The sequence below is a fragment of the Streptomyces sp. NPDC005303 genome (genome assembly GCF_040607335.1).
Lineage (GTDB): Bacteria > Actinomycetota > Actinomycetes > Streptomycetales > Streptomycetaceae > Streptomyces.
In genome coordinates this window covers 1-25,855 of record NZ_JBEXGM010000044.1, presented here as the reverse complement: position 1 = coordinate 25,855, position 25,855 = coordinate 1, and the positions used below count along the sequence as shown (strand labels likewise).

Genomic DNA, 25,855 nt, shown 5'->3' with positions numbered 1-25,855 from the left:
GTCGCGGGCCCGGCCGCTGAGGCTCAGAGCGCCTTCAGCGGCCCGACGGCTGCTCAGCCTCAGAGCGCCTTCAGCGGCTGCTCAAACTCAGAGCGCTTTCAGCGCCTCCGTCGTCGCCCGGGCCAGCGCCGCGAGATACCCCTTCGGCAGCTTCGGGCTGCGGATCACCACCGAGCGCCAATAGAGGGGGCCGGAGATCAGGTCGAGGGCCAGTTCGTCGTTGAAGCCGGTGCGCAGCTCCCCGCGCTGCTCCGCCGCCGAGATGATCTTGCTGGCCACGCCCTCCTGGCCCTTCTGCAACGCGTTCTGCAGGGCCTCGGCGATCTCGGGGTTACGGGCCGCCTCGGCCTGGAGGTCCGGGATGATCTGCGAGGCCACCGGGTGCCGCAGCGCCCGGGACGTCACCTCGTACAACATCCGCAGGTCGTCCTCCAACGAACCGGTGTCCGGGACCGGCAGGCCCATCACCGCGATCTCCGAGACGACGTCGAGGACCAGGTGCAGCTTGGAACGCCAACGGCGGTAGACCGCGGTCTTGCCCACGCCCGCGCGGCGCGCGATGCCCTCGATCGACATCCGTGCGTATCCGACGGCCGCGAGCTCCTCGAAGACGGCCGCCCGAATGGCGTCCGTCACATCCTCACGGAGGACGGCGGCTCCTGCCGGGGCACGGCGGCGCGGACGGGTCTGCGGCGCGTCGGCGTTGGTCGTCATGCGGACCAGCATAGGGCGTAGCGACGAAACGGTCCCGTTCCGACGCGGGGTGGTCGGGACAAGGCGGTGTCGTCCCGTCGGAGCGCGTGACGACGCTACGGTCACGTTCCAACGTGTCGGGTCACGACGAAACGGTTACGTTCCAACGTCGTTCGTCACGACGAAACGGTTGCGTTCCGACGCTCACTCGTCCTACTCTCACGTTGCGACGATACGGTCCCGTCCCGACGTAAGAGAACGTGAAGAGTCACGTAAGGAAACGTCGGATGACGGGCACGCCGACCGCACGCGCACCACCCCCACCCCCCGAGCGAAAGCAGCGGATGTGAGCCAGGTCCTCGACACACCGCCCCCGACAGCGTCTCCGGCCGAAGACGACCTTTCGGCCCTGGCCGCCCGGCACGGCCTCGCGGTCAGCGGTGCCCGCCCCTCCCTGCCCGACTACGTCCGTCAGCTGTGGGCACGGCGCCACTTCATCACCGCGTTCTCGACCGCCAAGCTCACCGCGCAGTACAGCCAGGCGAAGCTGGGCCAGGTCTGGCAGGTGATGACCCCGCTGCTGAACGCGGCGGTGTACTACTTCATCTTCGGTGTGCTGCTGGGCACCAAGAGGAATGTGCCGGACTACGTCCCGTTCCTGGTCACGGGCGTGTTCATCTGGACGTTCACCCAGAGCTCGATCATGGCGGGCACCCGGGCGATCTCCGGCAATCTCGGCCTCGTGCGCGCCCTGCACTTCCCGCGGGCCGCGCTGCCGATCTCGTTCGCCCTCCAGCAGCTGCAGCAGCTGCTCTTCTCGATGGCCGCCCTGGTCGTGATCCTGCTCTGCTTCGGTGTCCCGGTCGCCGCGTCCTGGCTGCTGGCGGTCCCGGCGCTGGTACTGCAGTCCACGTTCAACGCGGGCGTCTCGATGATCATGGCGCGGATGGGCGCCAAGACGCCGGACATCGCGCAGCTGATGCCGTTCGTCCTGCGCACCTGGATGTATGTCTCCGGCGTGATGTGGAGCATCGACAAGCTGGCCAAGGGCCACCACGACTGGCCGTCCTGGGTGGTGCCCGTCCTCCAGGCCAACCCGGCCGCCATCTACATCGACCTGATGCGTTACGCCCTGATCGACAGCTTCCACGCCAGCCAGCTGCCGCACCACGTGTGGGCGCTCGCGGTGGGCTGGGCGTTGGTCGCCGGCGTCGGCGGCTTCATCTACTTCTGGAAGGCTGAGGAGACGTACGGCCGTGGCTGACATCGAGAACGAGCAGATCCCCACCGTCGTCGTCGACGGCGTCGACATCGTCTACCGCGTCAACGGCACCGGCGCGGGCAAGGGCTCCGCCACCGCCGCCCTCAACCGCATGCTGCGCCGCGGGCAGGTCGAGAAGGCGTCGGGCGTACGCAAGGTGCACGCCGTCAAGAACGTGTCGTTCGTCGCCTACAAGGGCGAGGCGATCGGCCTGATCGGCACCAACGGCTCCGGCAAGTCGACCCTGCTCAAGGCGGTCGCCGGCCTGCTCCCGGTGGAGAACGGCCGTATCTACACCGACGGCCAGCCCTCCCTCCTCGGCGTCAACGCGGCCCTGATGAACGATCTCACCGGCGAGCGCAACGTCCACCTCGGCGGCCTCGCCATGGGCATGTCCCGCGAGCAGGTCAGGGACCGCTACCAGGAGATCGTCGACTTCTCCGGCATCAACGAGAAGGGCGACTTCATCACCCTCCCGATGCGCACCTATTCCTCCGGCATGGCGGCCCGCCTGCGCTTCTCCATCGCCGCCGCCAAGGACCACGACGTCCTCCTCATCGACGAGGCCCTCGCCACCGGCGACCGCTCCTTCCAGAAGCGCTCCGAGGCACGCATCCGTGAACTGCGCAAGCACGCGGGCACGGTGTTCCTGGTGAGCCACAGCAACAAGTCGATCCGCGACACCTGCGACCGGGTGCTGTGGCTGGAGCGCGGCGAACTGCGCATGGACGGCCCCACCGACGAGGTCCTCGCGGCCTACGAGGAGTTCACGGGCGGCCCGGACAAGGCGAAGCCGAAGCCGAAGGTCGCTGCCTGAGAATCCGTACAGGACAGACACCCGGATGACCGAGGGCGCCCCGAGCCGCATGGCCCGGGGCGCCCTCGTCGTCGTATCGCTTACGAATGCTGCCGCAGCAGCGTCCTCATGGTGCGCATCGCCACCGACAGGTTGGCCAGGTCGAACGCGTCCGAGCTCTGGATCTCCTCCAGGGTGGTGCGCGCCCGGCCGAGGATCGGGGCGTTCTTCTCCTCCCAGGCCTTGAAGCGCTGCTCGGGAGTGAACGTGCCGTCGCCCACCGCCAGTACGTCGGCCGTGAGCGCCGAGTGGGCCGCGTACAGGTCCTCGCGGATGGAGGCGCGGGCCATGGACTGCCAGCGGTCGGCGCGGGGCAGCTCGATGATGCGGTCCATGAGCTGGGTGATGTGGAGACGGTCGGCGAGGTCGTAGTACACCTCGGCGACGTCCATCGGGTCGCGGCCCATGCGGTCGGCCACCGAGACGATGTCCAGCGTCGGGAAGGCCGAGGAGAACCCGGCCACACGTGTGGCGAGTTCGTCGGGGACTCCGGCGCCGCTGAGCTCGTCGTAGATCTTCTGGTACCACTCCAGGTCGGCGCCCCGCAGCAGCTTCGGCAGCTGCGACCACACCTGTTCGACGCGGTCGCCGAAGAACTCGACGGTCTCGGCGAGCTGGAGCGGCTGCGGCCGGTTGTTGAGCAGCCAGCGTGTGCCGCGCTCGACGAGGCGGCGCGAGTGCAGGCGGATGCGGGTCAGTACGGCGGCCTCGACCTGGTTGTCGAGCGCCTCCACCCCGTCCCACACCACGCCGGAACGGAAGATGGCGCGGGCCACGGTCTGCGCCCGGACGATCTCCTCGAGCGAGGCGCCGGTCTCCTCGCGGAGGCGGTGCAGATAGGTCGTACCGCCCGTGTTGACCGTGTCGTTGACCAGGACGGTCGTGGTGATCTCGCGGTGCAGCGGGTGGTTGTCGATGTGCTCGGGGAACTTCTCGCGCAGCGCGGCCGGGAAGTACGTGTGCAACAGGGCGTGCAGGTAGGGGTCGTCCGGGAGCGAGGTGTGCAGCAGTTCCTCGGCGACCGTGATCTTCGTGTACGCCAGCAGGACGGCCGTCTCCGGGCTGGTCAGACCCTGTGCCGCGCCGAGGCGTTCGCGGATCTGGCGGTCGGTGGGCAGGAACTCCAGGGCCCGGTCGAGGTGGCCCTCGCGCACCAGGTGGCGCATGAAGCGCTGCTGGGCGTGGAGCATGTCCTTGGACTGGGCGAGCGCGTTGGCGATCGCGGTGTTCTGCGCGTAGTTGTTGCGCAGGACCAGGTGGCCGACCTCGTCGGTCATCTCGGCGAGCAGCTTGTTGCGCTGCTTGACCGTCATGTCGCCCTCGGTGACCAGGCCGTTGAGCAGGATCTTGATGTTCACCTCGTGGTCGGAGGTGTCCACGCCGGCGCTGTTGTCGATGGCGTCGGTGTTGATCTTCCCGCCGTGCAGCGCGAACTCGATCCGGCCGAGCTGGGTCAGGCCCAGGTTGCCGCCCTCGCCGACGACCCGCACGCGCAGGTCGGCGCCGTCGACGCGGATGGGGTCGTTGGCCTTGTCGCCGACGTCCGCGTGGGTCTCCGTGGAGGCCTTCACGTACGTGCCGATGCCGCCGTTCCACAGCAGGTCCACCGGCGCCTTGAGGATCGCCTTCATCAGGTCGGCCGGGGTCATCTTGGTGACCTTGTCCTCGATGCCGAGGGCCTCGCGGACGTGGGCGTTGACCGGGATGGACTTGGCGGTACGGGGGAAGATCCCGCCGCCCGCGGAGATCAGCTCGGTGCTGTAGTCGGCCCAGCTGGAGCGCGGGAGGTCGAAGATGCGCCGGCGCTCGGCGTAGGAGGTGGCCGCGTCGGGCTTCGGGTCGATGAAGATGTGCCGGTGGTCGAAGGCGGCGACCAGCCGGATGTGCTCGCTCAGCAGCATGCCGTTGCCGAACACGTCGCCGGACATGTCACCGATGCCGACGACAGTGAAGTCCTCGGACTGGGTGTCGAGGTCCAGTTCGCGGAAGTGCCGCTTGACCGACTCCCAGGCACCGCGGGCCGTGATGCCCATGCCCTTGTGGTCGTAGCCGGCCGAGCCGCCGGAGGCGAAGGCGTCACCGAGCCAGAAGTTGTACGACTCCGCGACCCCGTTGGCGATGTCCGAGAAGGTCGCGGTGCCCTTGTCGGCGGCGACGACCAGGTAGGTGTCGTCCTCGTCGTGCCGGACGACGTCCGCCGGGGGCACGACCTCGCCGGCCACCATGTTGTCGGTGATGTCGAGCAGCGCCGAGATGAACATCTTGTAGCTGGCGATGCCTTCGGCCAGCCACGCGTCCCGGTCGACGGACGGGTCGGGCAGCTGCTTGGCGACGAAGCCGCCCTTGGCACCGACCGGCACGATGACGGTGTTCTTCACCATCTGCGCCTTGACCAGGCCGAGGATCTCGGTGCGGAAGTCCTCACGCCGGTCGGACCAGCGCAGACCGCCGCGCGCGACCTTGCCGAAGCGCAGGTGCACGCCTTCGACGCGCGGTGAGTAGACCCAGATCTCGAACGCCGGGCGCGGGGCCGGGAGGTCGGGGATGGCCTGCGGGTCGAACTTCATGGAGACGTAGTCGTGCGGCCTGCCGCCCGCGGCCTCCTGGAAGAAGTTGGTGCGCAGGGTCGCCTTGATGACGGTCAGGAAGGAGCGCAGGATCCGGTCCTCGTCCAGCGAGGCCACCTGGTCGAGCGCCGCGTCGAGCTCCTCCAGGAGGGCGTCGACGAGTTCGTGCCCTGCGCGCTGGCGGTCCGGCGACATCCGCGCCTCGAACAGGGAGACGAGCAGCCGGGTGGTGTGGACGTTGTTGCGGAGGGTGTCCTCCATGTAGTCCTGGCTGAACGTCGAGCCCGCCTGGCGCAGGTACTTGGCGTACGCCCGCAGCACCATCGCCTGGCGCCAGTTCAGTCCGGCGCTCAGCACCAGCGCGTTGAAGCCGTCGTTCTCCGCCTTGCCGGTCCAGGTGGCGGCGAAGGCCTCCTGGAAGCGCTCGCGGCCGTCGTCGCCGAGGTAGTCGCCGGTGCCGTTCTGCGACTTGGGCATGCGCAGGCCGAAGTCGTAGATCCAGGCGATGCTGCGGTCCGAGCAGCGCAGTTCGTAGGGCCGCTCGTCCATGACCTCGACGCCGAGGCGGTTGAGGACCGGCAGGACGGCGGACAGAGAGATCGCGTCGCCCTTGCGGTAGATCTTGAAGCGGCGCTCCTCGGGGGCGGCGCCCACCGGCTCGTAGAGGCTGAGCGCGAAGTCGTTCTCCTCGCCGAGCCGCTCCAGATGGACGAGGTCGGCGACCGCGGCGCGCGGGCTGTGGTCGGCCTTGTAGCCCTCGGGGAAGGCGCTGCCGTAGCGGCGCGACAGCTCGGCGGCGCGCTCCTCGCCGAGCTCGGCGTTGAGCGCCTCGGTCCAGCCGTCGGCCCAGGAGCGGGCGGCCTCGACCAGGCGGGCCTCGATGCGCTCCTTGTCGCTGTCGCTGAGCTGCGGCAGCTCGGTGCCCTGCGGGACGCGGACCACGAAGTGCAGCCGGGACAGGATCGACTCGGTGTTCCAGGCGGTGAAGTCGACGCTGATGCCGCCGAGTTCCTCCTTCAGGATGTCGATGATCCGGAGGCGGACGCCGGTGGTGTAGCGGTCGCGGGGCAGGTAGACGAGGGCCGAGTAGTAGCGGCCGTACTCGTCCTGACGCAGGTAGAGGCGCAGCCGCCGCCGCTCCTGGAGGTACAGGACGGAGGTCGCGATGGACTCCAGCTCGTCGGCCGGGGTCTGGAAGAGCTCGTCGCGCGGGTAGGTCTCCAGGATCTGGAGCAGGTCGCGGCCGTCGTGGCTGTTGGGCGAGAATCCGGCCCTTTCGAGCACCTCGTCCACCTTGCGCCGAATGACCGGAACCCGGCGCACCGACTCGGTGTAGGCGGCGGAGGAGAACAGTCCGAGGAAACGCCGCTCGCCGACGACATTGCCGTCCGCGTCGAACTTCTTGACCCCGATGTAGTCGAGGTACGAGGGCCTGTGCACCGTCGCCCGGCTGTTGGCCTTGGTCAGCACGAGCAGATTGTGCTCACGTGCCTTCGCGCGGGCGTCGGCGGGCAGCCGCTCGAAGGACGGGCTGACCGGGTGGCCTTCCTCGCCGGCGTGATGCGGGTCCGAGCGCAGGATGCCGAGGCCGGTGCCGGGCACGGCCGCGAGGGAGTCGTCCGGCCTGAGCTGGTACTCCCGGTAGCCGAGGAAGGTGAAGTGGTCGGCGGCCAGCCAGCGCAGCAGCTCGCGGGCCTCGTCGATCTCCGTGTCGCGCAGGTCGGTGGCGACGGGCTCGGCGGGCAGTTCGTCGGCCATCCGCAGCGCCGCGTCCCGCATCTTCTCCCAGTCCTCGACGGCCTCCCGGACGTCGGACAGGACACGCAGCAGGTCGGCGGTGATCTGCTTCAGATCGCCGCGGTCGGTCTCGCGGTCGATCTCGACGTGGATCCAGGACTCGGTGTGCGCGTCGTGCGGGAGGTCAGCGGCGTAGGGCGGGGCGGTGAGGACCTCGATCAGCCTGCCGGTCAGGTCGCGACGGACGACGACCTGGGGGTGGATGACGACATGGATGCCGCGCCCCTGCCGGGTCAGCTCGTTGGTGACGGAGTCGACGAGGAAGGGCATGTCGTCGGTGACGACCTCGACGACCGAGTGGGTGCACGTCCAGCCGTTCTCCTCCACGGTGGGCGTGTGCACCCGCACGTTGGCCGTGCCCTGCGGGCGCGTCTCGCCCAGCCGGAAGTGGGAGAGAGCGGCGCCGTAGACGTCGACCGGGTCGCGGCCGGCGAGGTCTTCCGGGGCCGTGTGCAGGTAGTAGCGCTGGAGGAACGCGAGCACGGTCTCGCTGTCCGGGGTGTCCGGGGTGCGGGAGGTGTCGTCGTCCGTCGTCCCAGTCGGTAGGTGCCCCCCGACCGGGCTGTTCTCAGCTACCCGTGCAGCCCTCTCGAGCAGCTCGGCCTTGGCTTCGTCCAGCTTGGTCTGCATTGTCCTCTGACTCCTGTCGCGCGCCGTTGCGTGACGTAGAAGGAAGTACGGCCTCTTCCCCTGCGGCTCGACGCCACGGCCCGGGGTCTCCGGTGTGCTCCGACGCTATGCCGCAAGGTGAGAAGAGCGGGGGTATATCAGCCATTCTCGACACGCCCGCCAGGTGTGACGCTGCTCTCTGCCGCGCCGGTGACGAGGGTGTACTCGGCGTCATGGGAGCCCTTACGGCCCCGTCCCGCCCGCGAGGACCAGCGGCCGCCGCCCGGCCACGGAGATGTTCCGTGCGCACCGGACGCGGGGCGGGGGCCACAGCGCCCCCGCGAACTATCGCGCTGATCACGCCACAAGGCTATCGCTCCTCACAGGGGGGCCGTCATGAGCCGTATGTGTACAAAACCAGGGGTGGAAATTTGACACTCTGCACAGTGCCTGCGCCGCATCCAGGCCATGACCTTCTTCCCTCCCCTCGCGCGCCCCCTTGGCAAGGACGCTTCTGCGGTGCACTTTGCCGATATGACCGCAAAAATCCTCATCGTCACCGGTGACGCAGCAGAATCACTGGAGGTCCTGTACCCCTACCAGCGCCTCCGCGAGGAGGGCTACGACGTCCATATCGCGGCCCCCACCCGCAAACAGCTCCGGTTCGTCGTCCACGACTTCGAACCCGGCTTCGACACCTACACCGAGAAACCCGGCTACACCTGGCCCGCCGACCTGGCCTTCGCCGAGGTCGACGCCGGTCAGTACGCCGCTCTCGTCATCCCCGGCGGCCGCGCCCCCGAGTACCTGCGCAACGACCCCGAGCTCCGCAAGATCCTCAAGTCGTTCTTCGACGCGGACAAGCCGGTCGCCCAGATCTGCCACGGCCCCTTGCTCACCGCCGCGATCGACAGCCTCCGCGGCCGCCGGGTCACGGCCTATCCAGCCCTGGAACCCGACATGCAGACCGCCGGCGCGGCCTTCCAGGACACCGAGGTGGTGGTCGACGGCACTCTGGTCTCCTCCCGCGCCTGGCCGGACCACCCGGGCTGGATGCGGGAGTTCTTGACGGTGCTGAGGGCGAAGGCACCGGTGACCTAGCCGAGGGGGCGCGCCTGACGCCCTTCCGGGGTCGCGGAGCTGACGCGAACCGTCACGCGGCTATTCGCTCAGCCTCCGCGACCGCCTCCGCCAAGGTGTCCACCACGGGCACCCCGACCCCCTCGAGGCTGGCCCGGCTGTGCGACCCGCCGGTGTACAGCACGGCCCGTGCCCCCACCCGCATCGCGGCCACCGCGTCGTCCGCGGCGTCCCCGATCACCACGGTCCGGGCCGCCTCCACCCCCACCAGCGCGGCGAGATGCCGCTCCATGTGCTCCGCCTTGCTCCCGCCGGACGGTCCCGTGCGCCCGTCCACCCGCAGGAAGTGCGCCTCGATCCCGAATCCCCGCACCAACGGCACCAGCTCGTCATGCACATACATGCTGAGGATCGACTGGCTGCGGCCGGCGGACCGCCACCCCATGAGCAGCTCCACCGCTCCCTCGGTGAGCCCGCACCCCACCCGGTGCTCGGCGTAGTACCGGTGGAAGGTCTCGTCCATGACCTCCCACTCGGCGTCGGTGGGCAGTCGGCCGAGCAGTCGCTCGTAGAACTTCGGCACCGGCACGCAGTACAGCGCCCGGTACTGCTCCATCGTGATCGGCGCGAGCCCCAGCTCGCCGAACGCCGCGTTCGTCGCCCCGATGATCGCGTCGTTGTCGTGGAACAGCGTGCCGTTCCAGTCCCAGACGATGTGCGCCCCTGTCAGCTTCCCCATGCCAAAAACGTACCCGCCCCCACTGACAATCAAGAGACCGGCAGGTCACAGCCGGCAAGACCACGCCCCGGCACCACGGAAACCGGGCTCAGCCGCCCAGCCCCACCAGGTTGGGGATCTCCTGCGTCGCGTACCACATCAGCTCGTGGTCCTCGGCCCCGTCCACGACGAACTGCGCGTCGTCGTCCCCCGCGTCCGCCGCCGCCAGCGCGTCCACGGCGGCGGTGACGTCCTCCTCCGCGTCGTCGGAGTCGACGTGCACCGCGGCCGCCTTGGCCAGCTTCACCGTCCCGGCGACCCGCACCTCACCGAGCGCCGCCGGATCCAGCGCCCGGTCCGGGTCGGCGACCGCCGCCCCGTCGGCCACGTCGACGGCGACCACGACACGGCGCCGCACGGCCCCGGCGTCCGCGGCGAGCAACCGCAGCGAGGCCAGCGCGGCCCGGTTCAGCGCGGCGTACTCCAGCTCCTCGATGTCGTCGGAGAGGTACCACTCGCGCAGGGCGGGCGTGACGGCGTAGGCGAGGAGCGGTCCGGCCCCCAGCTCACCCGTCTTGTACGCCTCGGCGAGACCGGAGAGGGTCAGGGGGACGTAGACGCGCATGACTGGCCGCTTTCGTGGTCGGAGAACATCATCGGAGGGGCTCCGCGAAGGCCTTCAGGATACGTGCGGGCGTCCCCTTTCGAGTCCTTGCCCAGGCCTCGTACGGCGTCCACCCCGGGCCCGGAATTCACCCGCTCCGCCCCCGGATCCGCAGGTCTCCGCCCCCTCCGATCACCCTGATAGGTGAACATTCCGGCAGCCCGATCCGGCCCGCGCCTTCCTTGCCGCCGGGGTCCATGGCCCCGTACAAGATCCCCAAGCAGAAGTTACTGCCCGGTACTTCCGGGCTCGCAGAACGGGGATCCCATGAACAAGGTCATGACCAGGACCCAGCACCACCCCGGCGCCCGCCCGCCGGCCCGCCGCGACTCCCGCCGCCCGGGCGGCACACCGCCCCGCACTCCCGGCGGCAGCACCACCCGCACGGCACCGGGCGACGGCCGCCCACCGGGATCCCCCGGTACCGGCCCCCGCGCCGGTACGGGCCCCTCGGACAGCCGCCCGCAGAACATCCCAGGTCCGAAGGAGACGACCACCGGAGCCGCGCACCGCAGCACCGGGCCCGGCGCCACGACGACCAGCGCGGGCGGCACCCCCACCGGCACACATGGCGCCCCCACCGGCACACGCGGCGCCTCCACCGCGACGCGCACCGCCGTCCTCACCCACGCGGCAGCAGCACTTTCCGCAGCAGCACCTTCCGATGGGGCCACGGCCAGGCCGTACACCCCCGTCTCAGGCCCCGCAGCCCGCGGCACAGCCTCCCCCGCAACCACCCCGGCGGCCGTCCCGGCCCAGACCCCGCGCCGCCCCCTGGCCCCCCAGCCCCGCCCCACCGACCTCTTCGCCGACCTTCTCCTCGCCGTGCTGAGCGGCCAACGCCCCGTCCACTCGATGCTCCGGCACACCGCGGGCCGCGCCTACGACGAGCTGGCCCGGCTCGCCGAGCGCGGCCCGCTGCGCACCCGCGGCACCCGCCCCGTCGTCCGGGACATCGGCTACTACGTTCCCCGCCAGGGCGCCCTGGAGGCCTTCGCGCGCATCGGCGCCGGCGACCAGCTGCGCGCCATGGCCTTCCGCCTGGAACAGGGCCAGGATCTGCGCTGGCGCTGTACGGCGGTCGAACTGGGCGGCCCCCGGGCTCCGCGTCCGGACGACGACTGACAGGCCCGGAGAAGCCCACGGGCAGAACCCGCGAATCCCCCGCATGCCGAAGGGCCGGCCACCCCAAGGTGACCGGCCCTTCCTGTGCCACGGCGCCCCAGGCACCGTCACAACCCACCGCTACGGCGACCAACGCGCCGTGGGCGCTACTTCTTGCGCCGCCCCCGAGCACGGGACTGCTTGCGCCGCTCCGCGCGCGTGAGGCCGTCCGCCTCGGAGCGCACGGGCTCGTCGTCGTCGGCGAACTCGCCCTCGATGACACCGCCCTCGCCGTCCACCGTCGGCGCGGAGAAGTGCAGATCCCGGCGCTGCGGGGCGTCGAGCCCCTTCGCGCGGATCTCGGGACGCGAGCCGGCCTGCGCCGGAACGGAGTCCTGCTTGGCGAGGGACGGCTTCTCGTCCTCGACCGGGACCTCCTCGACCTGCTGCTCGACCTGGACCTCCAGGTTGAACAGGTAGCCGACGGACTCCTCCTTGATGCCCTCCATCATGGCGGTGAACATGTCGAAGCCCTCTCGCTGGTACTCGACCAGCGGGTCCTTCTGGGCCATCGCCCGCAGGCCGATGCCCTCCTGGAGGTAGTCCATCTCGTAGAGGTGCTCGCGCCACTTGCGGTCCAGGACCGACAGCACGACCCGGCGCTCCAGCTCACGCATGATCTCGGAGCCGAGCTGCGCCTCACGCGCCTCGTACTGCTCGTGGATGTCGTCCTTGATCGACTCGGAGATGTACTCGGCGGTCAGGCCCGCGCGGTCGCCCGCCGCCTCCTCCAGCTCCTCGACGGTGATCTTCACCGGGTAGAGCTGCTTGAACGCGCCCCACAGCCGGTCGAGGTCCCAGTCCTCCGCGAAGCCCTCGGCGGTCTCCGCCGCGATGTACGCGTCGATCGTGTCGTCCATGAAGTGCACGACCTGCTCCTGCAGGTCCTCGCCCTCCAGGACGCGGCGACGCTCGCCGTAGATGACCTCGCGCTGGCGGTTGAGGACCTCGTCGTACTTCAGGACGTTCTTACGAGTCTCGAAGTTCTGCTGCTCGACCTGCGACTGCGCGGACGCGATCGCGCGCGTGACCATCTTGTTCTCGATCGGGACGTCGTCCGGGACGTTCGCCATCGACATCACGCGCTCGACCATCTGGGCCTTGAACAGCCGCATCAGGTCGTCGCCCAGGGAGAGGTAGAAGCGGGACTCGCCGGGGTCGCCCTGACGGCCGGAACGACCACGCAGCTGGTTGTCGATACGGCGCGACTCGTGCCGCTCGGTACCGAGGACGTAGAGGCCGCCGAGCTCCTTGACCTCCTCGAACTCCGCCTTGACCGCCCGCTCGGCCTTCTCCAGGGCGGCCGGCAGAGCCGCGGCCCACTCCTCGATGTGCTCCTCGGGGTCGAGGCCGCGCTGACGCAGCTCCGCCTCGGCGAGGTCCTCGGGGTTGCCGCCGAGCTTGATGTCGGTACCGCGGCCGGCCATGTTCGTGGCGACGGTGACGGCACCCTTGCGGCCGGCCTGGGCGACGATGATCGCCTCTCGGTCGTGCTGCTTGGCGTTCAGCACCTCGTGCTGGACACCGCGCTTGCTCAGCTGCTGCGAGAGGTACTCGGACTTCTCGACCGACGTCGTGCCGACCAGGATCGGCTGGCCCTTCTCGTGCTTCTCGACGATGTCGTCGACGACCGCCTCGAACTTCGCGACCTCGGTGCGGTAGATCAGGTCCGACTGGTCCTTGCGGACCATGGGCCGGTTGGTCGGGATCGGGACGACGCCGAGCTTGTAGATCTGGTGGAACTCGGCGGCCTCGGTCATCGCCGTACCGGTCATGCCGCAGAGGCCCGGCTGTTCCTTGCCGTTGTGGTCGTGGCGCTTGTAGAGGCGGAAGAAGTTCTGGAGGGTGATCGTGGCGAGGGTCTGGTTCTCGTCCTTGATGTCCACCCCTTCCTTCGCCTCGATCGCCTGGTGCATGCCCTCGTTGTAGCGGCGGCCGGCGAGGATACGGCCGGTGTGCTCGTCGACGATCATGACTTCGCCGTCCATGACGACGTAGTCCTTGTCCTTCTTGAAGAGCTCCTTCGCCTTGATGGCGTTGTTCAGGTAGCCCACCAGAGGGGTGTTCACCGACTCGTAGAGGTTGTCGATGCCCAGCCAGTCCTCGACCTTGCTGACACCGGACTCGTGGATGGCGACCGTGCGCTTCTTCTCGTCGACCTCGTAGTCGCCGGTCTCCTCGATGCCCTTGAGCGGGTTGCCGGCCTCGCCCTTCTTCAGGCGGGTGACCAGCTTGGCGAAGTCGCCGTACCACTTGGTGGCCTGGTCGGCCGGACCGGAGATGATCAGCGGCGTACGGGCCTCGTCGACCAGGATGGAGTCGACCTCGTCGACGATGGCGAAGTTGTGGCCGCGCTGGACCAGTTCGTCCTGGGACCACGCCATGTTGTCGCGCAGGTAGTCGAACCCGAATTCGTTGTTCGTGCCGTACGTGATGTCACACGCGTACTGCGCGCGGCGCTGGGCCGGCGTCATGTTGGCGAGGATGCAACCGACCTCGAGGCCCAGGAACTTGTGGACGCGGCCCATCATCTCGGAGTCGCGCTCGGCCAGGTAGTCGTTGACCGTGATGAGGTGGACGCCCTTGCCGGACAGCGCGTTCAGGTACGCGGGCAGCGTGCCGACGAGCGTCTTGCCCTCACCGGTCTTCATCTCGGCGACATAGCCGAGGTGGAGGGCGGCGCCGCCCATGATCTGCACGTCGTAGTGGCGCTGGCCCAGCGCGCGCTTGGCGGCCTCGCGCACGGTGGCGAACGCCTCGGGCATCAGGTCGTCCAGGCTCTCACCGTCGGCGTACCGCTGCTTGTACTCCTCGGTGAGGGCCCGCAGCTCGGCGTCGGAGAGGTCGATGAAGTCCTCTTCGATGGAGTTGACCTGGTCCGCGATGCGGTGCAGCTTGCGCAGGATCTTGCCTTCGCCTGCACGCATGATCTTCGAGAGGACGGACACGGGGGTTGGTCTCCTTGCCGGTCGGGCCTGGGACGGTCGGTTTCCATTTGACTTACTGAGCAACGGCCATCGTATGCGAGGACCCCGCCACGTCGGGAGGCCTGCCGGGTACGCCGACTGTCAGCTCCTTCAAATCTGCTTCAAAGGGGACAACGGGCGGGGAACGCCGATGGTGCCGCGCCCCGCTCACGAATTGCGCTAATTGTGATCGCTCGCTCACTCACAGCAAAAATGATGGCGTCCTCACCGAACACCTGAGCAGAATCGGCCGATGGAACCCGTCACGCTGACCACGGACCGTCTCCTGCTGCGCGCCCCCGCCCAACAGGACACCCAGACCGTCCTCGCGGCCGTGCAGGACCCCGACATCCTGCGCTGGACCACGATCCCCTCGCCCTACCTGGTGGAGCACGCCCAGAGCTTCACGGAGCAGCTGGCCCCGGCAGGCTGGGCGAACGGCACGATGTTCACCTGGGGCCTCTTCCTCCCCGAAGGGGAGGACCTGCTGGGCATGCTGGGGCTGACCATGCGCTCGCCGGGCACGGCCGAGATCGGCTACTGGGCCACCAAGGAACACCGCGGCCACGGTTACGTCACCGAGGCCGTACTCGCCGCCTCCCGCTGGGCGTTCACCGAGCTGTCCGTCGACCGCGTGGAGTGGCGCGCGGAAGTGGGCAACCGGCCCTCCCGCGCGGTGGCGGAGCGGGCCGGTTTCGTCATCGAGGGCGTCCTGCGCTCCGGCATCGCCCACCAGGGTGTACGCCGGGACTGCTGGGTGGGTGCGCTGCTGCCCTCGGACCTGGGCCTGCCGTCGACGTTGCAGTACCTCCCCGCAGCCCCGTAGATCCGCAGGTCATCTCGCATTGTCAGTACCGGCCTCTATCGTTCGGACCCATGACGACTGCGCCTCCCACCACCGACCTCTCGGCCGACGAGGCCCGCCGCATCGTGCTGCGCGCCCAGGGCTTCCTCGGCACCCCCGACCGCCGGGCCGGAGTCCGCGGCGTCCTCCGTCACCTCGGCGCGGTTCAGCTCGACACCATCTCGGTCCTCGCCCGCTCCCACGAGCTGATCCCGTACGCCAGGCTCGGCGCGGTGGGCCGCAAGAAGGTGGAGCGCGCCTACTGGACCGACACACATGCTTTTGAGTACTGGTCGCACGCGGCGTGCATCCTCCCCATCGAGGAATGGCCCCACTTCGCCTTCCGCCGCCGCGCCTACCGCAGCCGCCCGCACTGGAACCACCAGCTCCCGGACGGCACCTATGACCAGGTCATCAAGCAGCTCCGCACCGAAGGACCCCTCACCGCCACGGAGTTGGGCGGCGCGAAGAAGACCAGCGAGTGGTGGGACTGGTCCGGCACCAAGGTCGCCGTCGAGCGCGCCCTGATGTACGGCGAGGTGGTCTGCGTGGAGCGCCGCGGCTGGAAGCGTGTGTACGACCTCGCCGAGCGCGCCGTCCCCGCCGATCTGCTCCACGACGAGTTGGACGACGCCGAGTGCCTGCGCCGCCTGGTCCGTCTCGCCGGCCAGTCGCTGGGCGTCGGCACCCGCGCGGACATCGCCGACTATCACCGTCTCAAGGGTGACCAGGTGGACGCGGTGATCGCCGACTCGGGCCTGGTGCCGGTGACGGTCGAGGGCTGGGGCAAGCCTGCCTGGGCCGACCCCACGGCCCTGGAGACGCCTCCGCGCGGCCGCCACCGCACCACTTTGCTGTCCCCGTTCGACTCCCTGATCTGGGAACGCGCGCGCACGGAGCGGATCTTCGGCTTCACCCACCGCCTGGAGGCGTACGTCCCCAAGCCCAAACGGGTCTACGGCTACTTCGCGATGCCGGTGCTGGCCGGTGGCCGTCTCGTCGGCCGCGTGGACCCGGCCCGGGAAGGGGGCACGCTGGTGGCCCGGCAGGTCACTCTGGACGGCCCGAAGGCGGTCCCGGCGGTGGCCCAGGCCCTGGTCGAAGCGGCGAGCTGGGTGGACTGCACGGACATACGGGTGGAGCGGGTGGACGCGCCGGATCTGCGCGAGCCGCTTGCCAAGGAGGTGATCCGGGCTCTGTCGGCGGCCCTGCGCTGACCGGGAGCCGGATCAGCGGATCTCGAGGATCTTCTCCCGCATCGCGTAGACCACGGCCTCCATCCTGGAGTGCAGCTGGAGCTTCTCCAGGATGTTGCGCACATGGTTCTTCACGGTGTTCTCGGAGATGAACAACTCCTTCGCGATATCGCGGTTGTTCATCCCGGTGGCGACGAGCTTGAGGACTTCCAGCTCACGGTCGGTCAGCCGCGGGGCGGGCACGAGACGGCGCTCGTCCGTCCGCTGGATCATCGACTTGAACTCGGTGAGCAGTTTCGACGCCATGGAAGGACTGATCTGCGACTGCCCGTCGGCCACCGCGCGAATGGCGGTGGCCACCTCGTCCGTGGAGATTTCCTTGAGGAGATATCCGGTCGCGCCCGCCTTGATCGCGTCGTAGAGGTCGGCTTCCTCATCGCTGATCGTCAACATGATGATCTTGGCGCTGGGTGCCACTTCCTTGATGGAGGTGCAGGCCTCGATCCCGCCCCGCTTGGGCATTCGCACGTCCATCAGAACGATGTCCGGCAGCAGGTCGGCGGCCTTGTCTACGGCCTCGGCGCCGTCACCCGCCTCCCCCACGACCTGGATGTCCTCCTCGGCGGCGAGCACGATCTCCAGGCCGCGCCGGAAGAGTGCGTGGTCGTCCACGACGAGAACCCGGATCGGCTCCTTGCGTGGAGAGCCCGCGTCCGCGCCCATGCCGACAACGCCATCACCGGCGTCATCGCCGTGCAGCGGTCCGAAGCTGTCCGCCATCGTTCCTCCCCCTGAAGGCTGTGGCTGGTCCTGTGCCATCGCCAACCCAAGGCAACGACCCACCGGTTGGGCCGGTGGGCCCATGATTCCATGCCCGGACGACAGTGAGGTGACAGAGCGGGGCGCGAAGTGGTTGCACGCGGGTGCCCCTGGGGGCGCACACGCGCTCCAGGGGCACCCGCTCAGCTGTCATCCGGGAGGGTCAGCTGCCCGTCGTGTCGCCGGCCGCGGGAGAGTGCGCCCGGGCGACCATCGGGTCCGTGCTCAGGTGGATGACGCCGTAGTCGTAGGCGTGCCGCCGGTAGACGACACTCGGTTCCTTGGTCTCGGAGTCGACGAACAGATAGAAGTCGTGCCCGACCAGCTCCATCTCGTAGAGCGCCTGGTCGAGGGTCATCGGAGAGGCGACGTGGGTCTTCTCACGGACGACGAGGGGGCCTTCACCCTTGATCTCCAGCGAGCCGATCTTCTTGGTGGGCACGCCGTCCGACTCTTCCTCGTGGACGGGGTGGCCGTTGCCGTTGAGCGTCGCCGCGTCCGGAACGTGGTCGGCCACCTCAGCAGCCGTGAGCCGCCCTGCGCCCCTGCGTGTGTGGCGCTTGTCGTGTTCCTTGCGCAGCCGGGCGTCCAGCTTCTCCGCCGCCAGGTCGAGTGCCGCGTACGGGTCGCTGGCTGCCGCTTCCGCCCGGATCACCGGACCGCGGGAGCGGAGCGTGATCTCCACTCGGTCACAGCGGTCGGCCTGTCGGGGGTTCGGCTCCTTGGACACCTCGACGTCGAGGCTGATCACCTTGCCATCGAGCTTCTGGATCTTCTCCAGCTTCAGCTTCTCGGCCACGTGCTTGCGGAACCGCTCGGGCACCTCGGTCTTGCGGCCCTTGACGACGATGTCCACGCAGAACTCCGTTCCCGGATCGCTCCGCGTCGATGCGGAGCATCTCCCTTTTGCACCAGGCTCCGGTCAGCCCCGGAACCGCGGACTCGGTGACGTCCACCTCCTCCCCCGCGGGCAAGATCCCCATTCCACCGTCGCGGGTGATGGTGGAAATCCCGCGGGCACGGCATTCGGATTTGCGAGGTGTGGCCTGCGCCTTTCTCTCACAACCGAACATATCTCGCCTGGACGGATGTCGTCACCCTCTACTGCGGCGTACCTCCGTTCAGGTGAATTGACCCTCTCGTAACCTGCAACGATGCAACTACACAGTCAGTTCCGGTTTATTTCGAAAGAATCCGGCGACGCCGCGACCACTGCCGCGCAGATCACGTCACGAACGCGACCTGCGCCCGGCGTTGTCGCCAGGCAGTGCTCGGGGCCCGTGTCCTCCTCCGTCACTGCGATCATCCGTTCCCCCATGCCTTCCCGAGTTGCAGCGGTGTACACGAGGCCCGCCCGTTCATCGCCGCATCCGGCCACCATTCGTCCACCACGGCTCCCACCGCTGTCCTGCCACCGTTCGCCATGACGCCCCTCCGTTCCCCGCTGCCCTCGAACAGGCTGTCCCAGTGCCCCCGGCCGCCGATGCCCCTGCCGTGTACCCGCTTCGGACCGTCGATCATCAGCCCCGGTACCCGTCTCCATAGGCCGCCGCCCACTGCGCTCTCCTCCGCGCTGTTGCCGTTGATCACGGGGTCGGGTGGGCATCCGTTCACCGCGGTGCGCGAGGTTCTCCCGAGCGCTCGCTGCCCGGTTCTCCCGAGCCGACCCCTCCCGGCTCTCCCGAGCCCTCGCCTCTCGCACAGCCCGCGCCGCCTCGGTCAGGGACGCGCCCGTCGTCATCAGGTCGTCGACGAGCACGACCAGCCCTTCGGCCAGGAGCCGACCGCCACCGGGAACCACGGTCAGCGCGCCCGCGAGATTGTCCAGCCGCTGCCGGGAGTTGAGCCCCGCCTGGTCGGCCACCCCCCGCCCCTGTCGCAGTACGGCCACCACCCGCGCCCGCATCCCCGCCCGCCGCAGCTCCCCCGCCGCCGCGAGCGCGATCCGCCGCGCCGGATCATGCCCCCGAGCCCGAACCGCCCGCCGCGCGGAAGGCACGGGAACGAGCAACACCGGCACACCGATCCCCTCCCCGGTCCATCTGCCACCGCCGAGCGCACCCGACTGCGACCCACCGACCACGGCAGGCGCCTCACCACCTGACACCCCAGCTCCGGCCAAGGCCGCACCACCCGGTACGCAACCCGCTGCCAGACCCTCTGCAGACCACACATCGCTGGCGCCGTCGCTGCCCAAGGCGCCTACACCTGCCGTCTGGCCACCCCCGCCCAAGCCATTTGGACCGGCCGCGGAGCCACCCCCGCCCGAGCCACCCACACCTGCCGCCTGGCCACTCCGGCCCGAACCATCTGCACCTGGCGCGGAGCCACCCCCGCCCAGGACCTCCGCACCTGGCCCGCCACTCCCTCTGGCCCAGACCTCCGCACCCGGCACCTCTCCGCCCCCTCGCAAGGCCTCTACACCAGCCGCGCCCCCGCCTCCAGCCAAAGCCGATCCGCCTGTCCCGCTGGCCGCCCACGACCGCCCGACCCCACCGGCACAGGCCGCAGACGTCGCCGCCTCACCGACCCGGCCCACCGACGTCCCCACCCCACCGGCCCCGCTGACAGGCGAACCGGCCCACCGAACAGGCGCACCCACGCCACCAGCCCGTGCCGCGACAAGGCCGACCGCCACCCGCTCAGCGGGCTCCCCCTCCAACTCCCCACCGGGCCCGGCCGAAGCTCCACAACCCCCCTCCCAGGCCCGCCGAGACCAACCCGGCGCCGGCCGCTCACACCCCGGTTCACACATCTCCCGCACGCCCGCCCACACAGCCCCCGCCAAAGCCGTCCCGAGCGGCCCCGCGAGGCCCAGCGCCCCTCTCTCCTTGTGGGCCAGCAACACAGCCCGTACCGCGTCCGCGTACCGAGCCGCCGCGTAGACGACCGGCAGTCCGGGCGGCTCCGGCACCGGTCGCACCCGGCTCGGCGCGGCCCCGTCCAGGGCGGCACGGCACTCCGGACAGAGCACCGTGCGAGGCTTCCCGCAGCCTCCGCACTCGGCCGGCAGCACCAGATCAGTGAGGTCCTGCCACCACCCCCGCATGCCCACCACTGTGCCGATGCCGAAGCCGACCGGCCACCCCTGTGGATAACCCCCTGTGGAAAACCCCGGCCCTGACACGAACAACCGTTCCCACCACAAATGCCGGCCCTATACAGCTAACCGGTCGGCCGAACACAACCTGCGAATACGCTCCCGTACGACGATTCCGACCCGCCCCACCCAGCGAATCCCGGCCTGTCCGCCCAGCCGCAAATCCCCCACCCGTGCCACGACAAAAGCGGCCACCCCCACCAGGGCCTCACCCCGGCAAAAGCGGCCGCTCCCGACAGCGCCGTCCCGTCACCTCATCCCGGATAGACCGGCGCCGTCCCGTCCGCGTCCACCTTCTGCCACTGCGCCCCGGACGGCAGACGTACGATCCCGTCCTCCGAGTAGGCCACCAAGGGCATCTCGTCGTCCTCGGACGCCGCGATCTCCTTCACGCCGGTGAGCGCGGCCGGCGGCGGCCCCTCCGGAGTGGAGCCGTCGACCTGGACGTACCGCGTCTGCTGCACACCACCCTGCTCGCGCCCGACCACCACGAGCCTGCTGTCGCCGGCCCACGACATGGTCGTGACCTCCTCCAGATCCGGTGTCGTGGAGCGCAGTTCCCGCACGGAGACGCTCTGCGGGTCCCCGGCCTTGCCCTCCCGCTCGATCCGCCCGATGAACAGCGACTGCTTGCCGCCCTTCTCCACGACAAGCGCGATCCGCACACCGTCGGCGCCCACCCGCAGGTCCTTGATACGCCCGTCCAGGCCGGGAGTCTCCACCTCCAGCGGCTTGCCCGCACCTTCCTTGAACAGCAGCAGCCGTGGATCGGCGGGGTTCCGGTCGGCCACCCAAAGGTCGCCCTCGGTGTCCCAGCTCGGCGTGGTCAGCCGGTCCTCGGCCGTCTTGCCGCTGCTGACCAGCACCGGCTCCCCGAGCGACCCGCCCGACACCAGCGACCCGACGTACAGCGCCTTGCGGTCGATGCCGACACCGGCCGCCGTGTGCTCGTCCCGCGAGACGGCCACCGACCGCAGTTCCTTGTCGCCGTCGCCCAGCGCTCCGGGCACCGGTACCGGCTCGGCCCTGGTACCGCTGCCGTCCGCCGCGGCGGAGACCCGTACCAGACGGTGCTCGCCGTTGACGAAGTACAGGAATTCGGGGCTCGTGACCGAACCGCGCGTGGCCTCCCCTTCGGCGTCTCTCTCTGCCGCGGTGCACAGCTGCGTGCCGCCCGCCTGCAGTTCGACGTCATCCACGGCGGGGGTGAGATTCTGCACGGTGAACAGCAGCTGGGCCGCCATCGCCTTGCACTGGTCCGAACCGACGTTCCTGGCCTTGTTGTTGAGTGGCACCGTCAGCGTGCTCCGGTCGTCGGGAGCCAGCGAGGAGACGCCGCTCCTGAGGGCCGTGCCGGTGGGAAAACTCGTCCTGACGACGGGGTCGAGCCAGCTCGTCGGCCCGCTGAGCAGGGACCGCACCAACTGCGTCATGGGGTCCACGCGCTCACGCACATACACGGGGTCGGCGACCGCGACGGTCTGCGGAGCCGTCACCGCCCTGGTGTTCGAAGCGAAGTAGTACTTGTTGACGGACACGTAGTTCCGCTGGAAGTCCGACTTTCCCATGACGACACCCCGCGGAGGGCTGTCGATGCGCCACTGCTTCGTCTTCTTGTCCTGCACGAGGTGCACGGTCTCCCGGTACTCCCCCGGGGCCGGCGAATACGACTGCTGCTCATCCACCACGGCCACCCTGGTGCCGACCAGCGTGAACGACCTGTCGTCGGTCTGCTGCCGGTCCGCGGGCGGCACCACGTCGGCACCGGGCCCGTCGTCGAGCACCGTGGTGGACAGCCCCGGCTGCCACTGCTTCGCCGCGCTCGGTGTCAGGTACTTGCGGGCCGTCTCGTAGTTCGGATCGTCGCTGGTGAGCGCCTCGAGAAAGCCCTGCACGATGTCCGTGGGCTCGGCGTCCTCCTGCGGCGGCATCGCGAAGACCCGCACCGGCGTGTCCTGCCGCGGTGTGGAGTCCACCCCGCGCAGATCCCCGCTGTCCGGCATGGAGGCACACCCCGCCAGCAGTACGACACCACAGGCGACGTACGCCGCCGCGCGTCCCGGCGTGCGCCGGCCGCTCCTCTCGCGGTCAGCGACCACGGGATGCCTCCCCCTGCTGTTCGTACGACTCCGGCGACCCGGCGTCCGGGCGGCTCGCGGTCTCCCCGCCGGACGTGTCACCGCCGGACGCGCCGTCCGGCCGTCGCGCACTCGATGTCGGCCGGGGCACCACGCGCGCGCCGTTGCCGGGCAACGCCGTCGGATCGGCCGTAGGGGTCACCGCACCCTCCCGGGGCGCTATCGGGTCCCGCGCGGTCGCCTTGTCGCCCTTCGGCTGGACCGGCACGGTGGCCGCCTTGTCACCGCCTCCACGCGGCAGGCCTGCGTCATCGAGCCCACGGTTGCGCCGCGAATCCTTGGGCTCCAGCGGTATCGGCGAGCCCCTCAGCGGCTCGTCGGCCGTCCTGGGCAGGGTCAGCCGGAACTGCGAACCGCCGCCCGGCTCACCCCATGCCTGGAGCCAGCCGCCGTGCAGCCGCGCGTCCTCCAGGGCGATGGACAGCCCGAGGCCCGTCCCGCCGGTCGTACGCGCGCGTGCCGGGTCGGCCCGCCAGAAGCGGCTGAACACGCGCGTGGCCTCGCCGGGCTTGAGCCCGACCCCGTAGTCGCGTACCGCGATCGCGACCGCCCCGCCCGCCGACGCCAGCTTGACCACGACATCCCTGCCCTCGCCGTGCTCCACGGCGTTGACGACGAGATTGCGCAGCACCCGCTCCACCCGCCGGGCGTCGGCCTCGGCGACCACGGGCTGCTGATCGCCCACGATCCGGACCGTCGTGCCCTTGCGCTCGGCCAGTGGCTCGGCCCCGCTGACGACCCGCCGCACGACCTCCCTGAGGTCTATCGGCTCGGCCTCCAGCGCCGCCGCACCCGCATCGAACCGGCTGATCTCCAGCAGGTCCGCGAGCAGTGTCTCGAAGCGGTCCAGCTGATCCGCGAGCAGTTCGGCCGACCGCGCGGTCATCGGGTCGAAGTCCTCGCGCGCGTCATGGATGACGTCGGCGGCCATCCGCACGGTCGTCAACGGCGTCCGCAGCTCGTGCGACACGTCCGACACGAACCGCCGCTGCATCCGTGACAGGTCCTCCAGCTGCTGGATCTTCAACTGGAGGTTCTGCGCCATCTTGTTGAAGGCCTCACCGAGTCGCGCGATGTCGTCCTCACCGGTGACCTTCATCCGCTCCTGCAGCCGCCCGGCGGACAGCCGCTCGGCGATCCCGGCCGCCATCCGTACCGGCGTGACGACCTGCCGCACCACCAGCCAGGCGATGGCTCCGAGGAGTACGACGACGAAGAGCCCGGCGGTCGCCAGGGTGCCCTTGACCAGGCTGAGCGACTTCTCCTCCTGGGTGAGCGGGAAGAGGTAGTACAGCTGGTACGGGTCGCCGTTGGGGTCGTTGACCTGCTTACCGATGACCAGGGCCGGCTGGGGCTCCTGGTAGGGGTCGTAGACGATACGGGTGTAGCTCTGAGCTGCCGTCGTATTCTCGTCGATCTTCTCGCGCAGAGCCTCCGGGACGCTGGCCGTCGGGTCGACGTCGCCCGAGGCACGCGGCCCGCGCCCGCTCCCGCTGTCCCCGCCCACGGGCAGCGTCACCACGTCGAAGGCGCCCTGACCGCCACTGGAGAGCGAGTAGACGAGGTTGCTCATCCACTCGATGACGAACTGGTCGGACTGACCGTCGGCCGGAGCCGTGTCGTCGGTCCCGGCGTCGGCCTCCTCCGCCTTCTGCTTGGCCACCGCGAACCCGCCGGTGGCCTGGCTCTGGGAGGCCTTCACCTTGGCGTCGAGGAGGCCGTTGCGCACCTGCCCGATGACGACGAAGCCCAACAGGAGGACCACGCCGAGCGACATCAGCAGGGTCGTGGCGACGACCTTGAGCTGGATGTTGCGCCGCCACAGCCGCATCACGGGCAGCAGCGGCCGGCGCACCCAGCGCATGAAGAGCCTCAGGACCGGGCTGCCCTGGACCCCGCCCTGGAGCAGCCCGCCCTCCAGGAACCGTCCCCAGCGGGAACGGGCCTTCGTCCGCCCGACAGGCCGCCCCGCATCCGCCCCGGTCCGCCCGGGTGACGAAGCGGCGCTGTCTCCGGACATGTCAGCTGGGTCCTGCCTTGTACCCCACACCACGGACGGTCACCACGATCTCGGGGCGCTCCGGGTCCTTCTCGACCTTGGAGCGCAGCCGCTGCACATGCACATTGACGAGCCGGGTGTCGGCGGCGTGACGGTAACCCCACACCTGCTCGAGCAGCACCTCACGCGTGAACACCTGCCACGGCTTGCGCGCGAGCGCGACCAGCAGGTCGAACTCGAGAGGCGTCAGCGCGATCGACTGCCCTTCCCGCTTCACGGAGTGGCCGGCCACGTCGATGACCAGGTCACCGATGGCGAGCTGCTCGGGAGCCGGCTCCTCCGACCTCCGCAGCCGCGCCCGGATCCGGGCCACGAGCTCCTTCGGCTTGAACGGCTTCACGATGTAGTCGTCGGCGCCGGACTCCAGGCCCACGACGACGTCGACGGTGTCGCTCTTGGCCGTCAGCATCACGATCGGCACCCCGGACTCCGCCCTGATCAGACGGCACACCTCGATACCGTCCCGCCCGGGCAGCATCAGGTCCAGCAGCACCAGATCCGGCTTGGCCTCCCGGAACGCCGCCAGCGCCTTGTCACCGTCGGCTACGAAAGACGGCTCAAAACCTTCACCACGCAGCACAATGCCCAGCATCTCGGCAAGTGCGGTGTCGTCGTCGACGACAAGGACTCGTCCCTTCATAAACGACATCATCCCATTCTCGTAACATTGGTGAAGGCAGAGGTGAGACAGCTCACCGACCAGTGACCTTAGTCGTACTGGAGCGTCACTGTCTGCCCGCGTCCGCTGCTGTTGATGTCAGCCATGGATGTCAGCTCACCGACCCTCTTGGGGTGACGCACAGTGACAGGTTGGTACCTTGGGTAACTGATGCCGAAGATCCACACGCGTAACAAAGGGCCCCGGCCGTAGCCGGAGCCCCGATTGTCACCCCGCCCTCTTAGATGACGTACACCACGATGCCCACGACCTCGACCGGGGCGACAGCGAGAGCGCTTACGACCAGAAACCCGCCAGCCAGCACTGCTGCGCATGTCGCTGTGATCACGGCTACCTTCTTTACCTTTTCCCGATTCTCCGAAAGCTTGATCCATTCGAAGAGGGCGGATGCGCTCTCTTCCCCGAGACGCTTCGCGAAGCCGCCCGCAAGCTCCCCAAACAGCTCACCTGACATGTGACACCTCCCGAGCGCGTCTTACCCGAACTACCGTTCCTGTACGGCGTGGTGCAGGAGCACAAAGGGGGCGCCTGGGTGCACGGTCGGCGGAGCGACTTTGGCCGGGAGCTGCTTTGGGGGGAGTGATCATGGCCCCGTAAGCTTCCGGCGCGTCGGGCAGTCTGTGGACCTGCCCGTTAAAGCACGAC

General features: G+C 69.5%; 17 protein-coding genes and 2 pseudogenes. 6 read left to right on the top strand and 13 right to left on the bottom strand.

What is annotated here, in order from left to right; genetic code table 11:
- Nucleotides 1-87 precede the first annotated feature (87 nt).
- A complete protein-coding gene (locus ABZT93_RS36595; RefSeq protein ID WP_356112803.1) occupies nt 88-726 on the bottom strand; it encodes a TetR/AcrR family transcriptional regulator in 639 nt (212 codons plus the stop codon).
- 313 nt (nt 727-1,039) lie between these two features.
- Between ABZT93_RS36595 and ABZT93_RS36590 the strand changes: the two genes are divergently transcribed.
- Entirely contained in the window at nt 1,040-1,957 is a 918-nt protein-coding gene (locus ABZT93_RS36590; protein WP_356112801.1) for an ABC transporter permease, read from the top strand.
- Nucleotides 1,950-2,771 carry an ABC transporter ATP-binding protein gene (locus tag ABZT93_RS36585; RefSeq protein WP_356112800.1) on the top strand — a complete coding sequence of 274 codons (822 nt, stop codon included), beginning with the start codon at nt 1,950-1,952 and terminating at the stop codon, nt 2,769-2,771. Before ABZT93_RS36590 ends, ABZT93_RS36585 begins: the two co-directional genes overlap by 8 nt.
- Nucleotides 2,772-2,851: 80 nt before the next feature.
- Here the strand turns inward: ABZT93_RS36585 and ABZT93_RS36580 are convergent, their stop codons facing one another.
- Nucleotides 2,852-7,804, bottom strand: coding sequence for an NAD-glutamate dehydrogenase (locus tag ABZT93_RS36580; protein WP_356112798.1), 4,953 nt, complete (start codon nt 7,802-7,804; stop codon nt 2,852-2,854).
- Between the two features lie 513 nt (nt 7,805-8,317).
- On the opposite strand from ABZT93_RS36580, the gene ABZT93_RS36575 reads away from it, so the two are divergent.
- The gene (locus ABZT93_RS36575) at nt 8,318-8,884 is read left to right on the top strand and encodes a DJ-1/PfpI family protein (protein ID WP_356112796.1); all 567 of its coding nucleotides are present in this window, start codon (nt 8,318-8,320) and stop codon (nt 8,882-8,884) included.
- Nucleotides 8,885-8,936: 52 nt separating this feature from the next.
- Here the strand turns inward: ABZT93_RS36575 and ABZT93_RS36570 are convergent, their stop codons facing one another.
- Nucleotides 8,937-9,602, bottom strand: a complete 666-nt coding sequence (locus tag ABZT93_RS36570) for an HAD hydrolase-like protein (protein ID WP_356021712.1) — start codon at nt 9,600-9,602, stop codon at nt 8,937-8,939.
- Between the two features lie 88 nt (nt 9,603-9,690).
- A complete protein-coding gene (locus ABZT93_RS36565; RefSeq protein WP_356112794.1) occupies nt 9,691-10,206 on the bottom strand; it encodes a hypothetical protein in 516 nt (171 codons plus the stop codon).
- A gap of 318 nt (nt 10,207-10,524) precedes the next feature.
- Between ABZT93_RS36565 and ABZT93_RS36560 the strand changes: the two genes are divergently transcribed.
- A complete protein-coding gene (locus ABZT93_RS36560; protein ID WP_356112792.1) occupies nt 10,525-11,370 on the top strand; it encodes an Rv3235 family protein in 846 nt (281 codons plus the stop codon).
- 146 nt (nt 11,371-11,516) lie between these two features.
- On the opposite strand, the gene secA is transcribed toward ABZT93_RS36560, so the two are convergent.
- Nucleotides 11,517-14,357 (bottom strand): preprotein translocase subunit SecA, encoded by a 2,841-nt coding sequence (secA, locus tag ABZT93_RS36555; RefSeq protein WP_356112790.1) that lies wholly within the window; start codon nt 14,355-14,357, stop codon nt 11,517-11,519.
- Between the two features lie 271 nt (nt 14,358-14,628).
- Between secA and ABZT93_RS36550 the strand changes: the two genes are divergently transcribed.
- Both ABZT93_RS36550 and ABZT93_RS36545 read left to right on the top strand, forming a co-directional pair.
- Nucleotides 14,629-15,201, top strand: a complete 573-nt coding sequence (locus ABZT93_RS36550; protein ID WP_356112788.1) for a GNAT family N-acetyltransferase — start codon at nt 14,629-14,631, stop codon at nt 15,199-15,201.
- Nucleotides 15,202-15,251: 50 nt separating this feature from the next.
- Complete coding sequence (locus ABZT93_RS36545; protein WP_356112786.1) at nt 15,252-16,436, top strand: crosslink repair DNA glycosylase YcaQ family protein; 1,185 nt, start codon at nt 15,252-15,254, stop codon at nt 16,434-16,436.
- 12 nt (nt 16,437-16,448) lie between these two features.
- On the opposite strand, the gene ABZT93_RS36540 is transcribed toward ABZT93_RS36545, so the two are convergent.
- The 8 genes and pseudogenes from ABZT93_RS36540 to ABZT93_RS36505 form a co-directional block, all read right to left on the bottom strand.
- Nucleotides 16,449-17,195 (bottom strand): response regulator transcription factor, encoded by a 747-nt coding sequence (locus ABZT93_RS36540; RefSeq protein WP_356112784.1) that lies wholly within the window; start codon nt 17,193-17,195, stop codon nt 16,449-16,451.
- 202 nt (nt 17,196-17,397) lie between these two features.
- Nucleotides 17,398-18,090 carry a ribosome-associated translation inhibitor RaiA gene (raiA, locus tag ABZT93_RS36535; RefSeq protein ID WP_356112782.1) on the bottom strand — a complete coding sequence of 231 codons (693 nt, stop codon included), beginning with the start codon at nt 18,088-18,090 and terminating at the stop codon, nt 17,398-17,400.
- Between the two features lie 834 nt (nt 18,091-18,924).
- A pseudogene (locus tag ABZT93_RS36530) lies at nt 18,925-19,251 on the bottom strand (ComF family protein); the annotation flags it as partial.
- Nucleotides 19,252-19,992: 741 nt separating this feature from the next.
- A pseudogene (locus tag ABZT93_RS36525) lies at nt 19,993-20,283 on the bottom strand (ComF family protein); the annotation flags it as partial.
- Nucleotides 20,284-20,588: 305 nt separating this feature from the next.
- On the bottom strand, nt 20,589-22,433 hold the full coding sequence (locus ABZT93_RS36520; RefSeq protein WP_356112780.1) for an LpqB family beta-propeller domain-containing protein: 1,845 nt from the start codon (nt 22,431-22,433) through the stop codon (nt 20,589-20,591).
- On the bottom strand, nt 22,423-24,492 hold the full coding sequence (gene mtrB, locus ABZT93_RS36515; protein WP_356112778.1) for an MtrAB system histidine kinase MtrB: 2,070 nt from the start codon (nt 24,490-24,492) through the stop codon (nt 22,423-22,425). The genes ABZT93_RS36520 and mtrB overlap by 11 nt, the downstream gene beginning before the upstream one ends.
- 1 nt (nt 24,493) lies before the next feature.
- The gene (mtrA, locus tag ABZT93_RS36510) at nt 24,494-25,183 is read right to left on the bottom strand and encodes a two-component system response regulator MtrA (protein WP_187281934.1); all 690 of its coding nucleotides are present in this window, start codon (nt 25,181-25,183) and stop codon (nt 24,494-24,496) included.
- Between the two features lie 247 nt (nt 25,184-25,430).
- Complete coding sequence (locus tag ABZT93_RS36505; RefSeq protein WP_356112776.1) at nt 25,431-25,664, bottom strand: hypothetical protein; 234 nt, start codon at nt 25,662-25,664, stop codon at nt 25,431-25,433.
- Nucleotides 25,665-25,855 lie beyond the last annotated feature (191 nt).

Bases quoted from the DNA above. Each gene is read 5' to 3' on its own strand.
- ABZT93_RS36595 (WP_356112803.1), bottom strand. From the start codon at position 726: ATGCTGGTCCGCATGACGACCAACGCCGACGCGCCGCAGACCCGTCCG.
- ABZT93_RS36580 (WP_356112798.1), bottom strand. From the start codon at position 7,804: ATGCAGACCAAGCTGGACGAAGCCAAGGCCGAGCTGCTCGAGAGGGCT.
- ABZT93_RS36575 (WP_356112796.1), top strand. From the start codon at position 8,318: ATGACCGCAAAAATCCTCATCGTCACCGGTGACGCAGCAGAATCACTG.
- ABZT93_RS36570 (WP_356021712.1), bottom strand. From the start codon at position 9,602: ATGGGGAAGCTGACAGGGGCGCACATCGTCTGGGACTGGAACGGCACG.
- ABZT93_RS36565 (WP_356112794.1), bottom strand. From the start codon at position 10,206: ATGCGCGTCTACGTCCCCCTGACCCTCTCCGGTCTCGCCGAGGCGTAC.
- ABZT93_RS36560 (WP_356112792.1), top strand. From the start codon at position 10,525: ATGACCAGGACCCAGCACCACCCCGGCGCCCGCCCGCCGGCCCGCCGC.
- ABZT93_RS36550 (WP_356112788.1), top strand. From the start codon at position 14,629: ATGGAACCCGTCACGCTGACCACGGACCGTCTCCTGCTGCGCGCCCCC.
- ABZT93_RS36545 (WP_356112786.1), top strand. From the start codon at position 15,252: ATGACGACTGCGCCTCCCACCACCGACCTCTCGGCCGACGAGGCCCGC.
- ABZT93_RS36540 (WP_356112784.1), bottom strand. From the start codon at position 17,195: ATGGCGGACAGCTTCGGACCGCTGCACGGCGATGACGCCGGTGATGGC.
- mtrB (WP_356112778.1), bottom strand. From the start codon at position 24,492: ATGTCCGGAGACAGCGCCGCTTCGTCACCCGGGCGGACCGGGGCGGAT.
- mtrA (WP_187281934.1), bottom strand. From the start codon at position 25,183: ATGATGTCGTTTATGAAGGGACGAGTCCTTGTCGTCGACGACGACACC.
- ABZT93_RS36505 (WP_356112776.1), bottom strand. From the start codon at position 25,664: ATGTCAGGTGAGCTGTTTGGGGAGCTTGCGGGCGGCTTCGCGAAGCGT.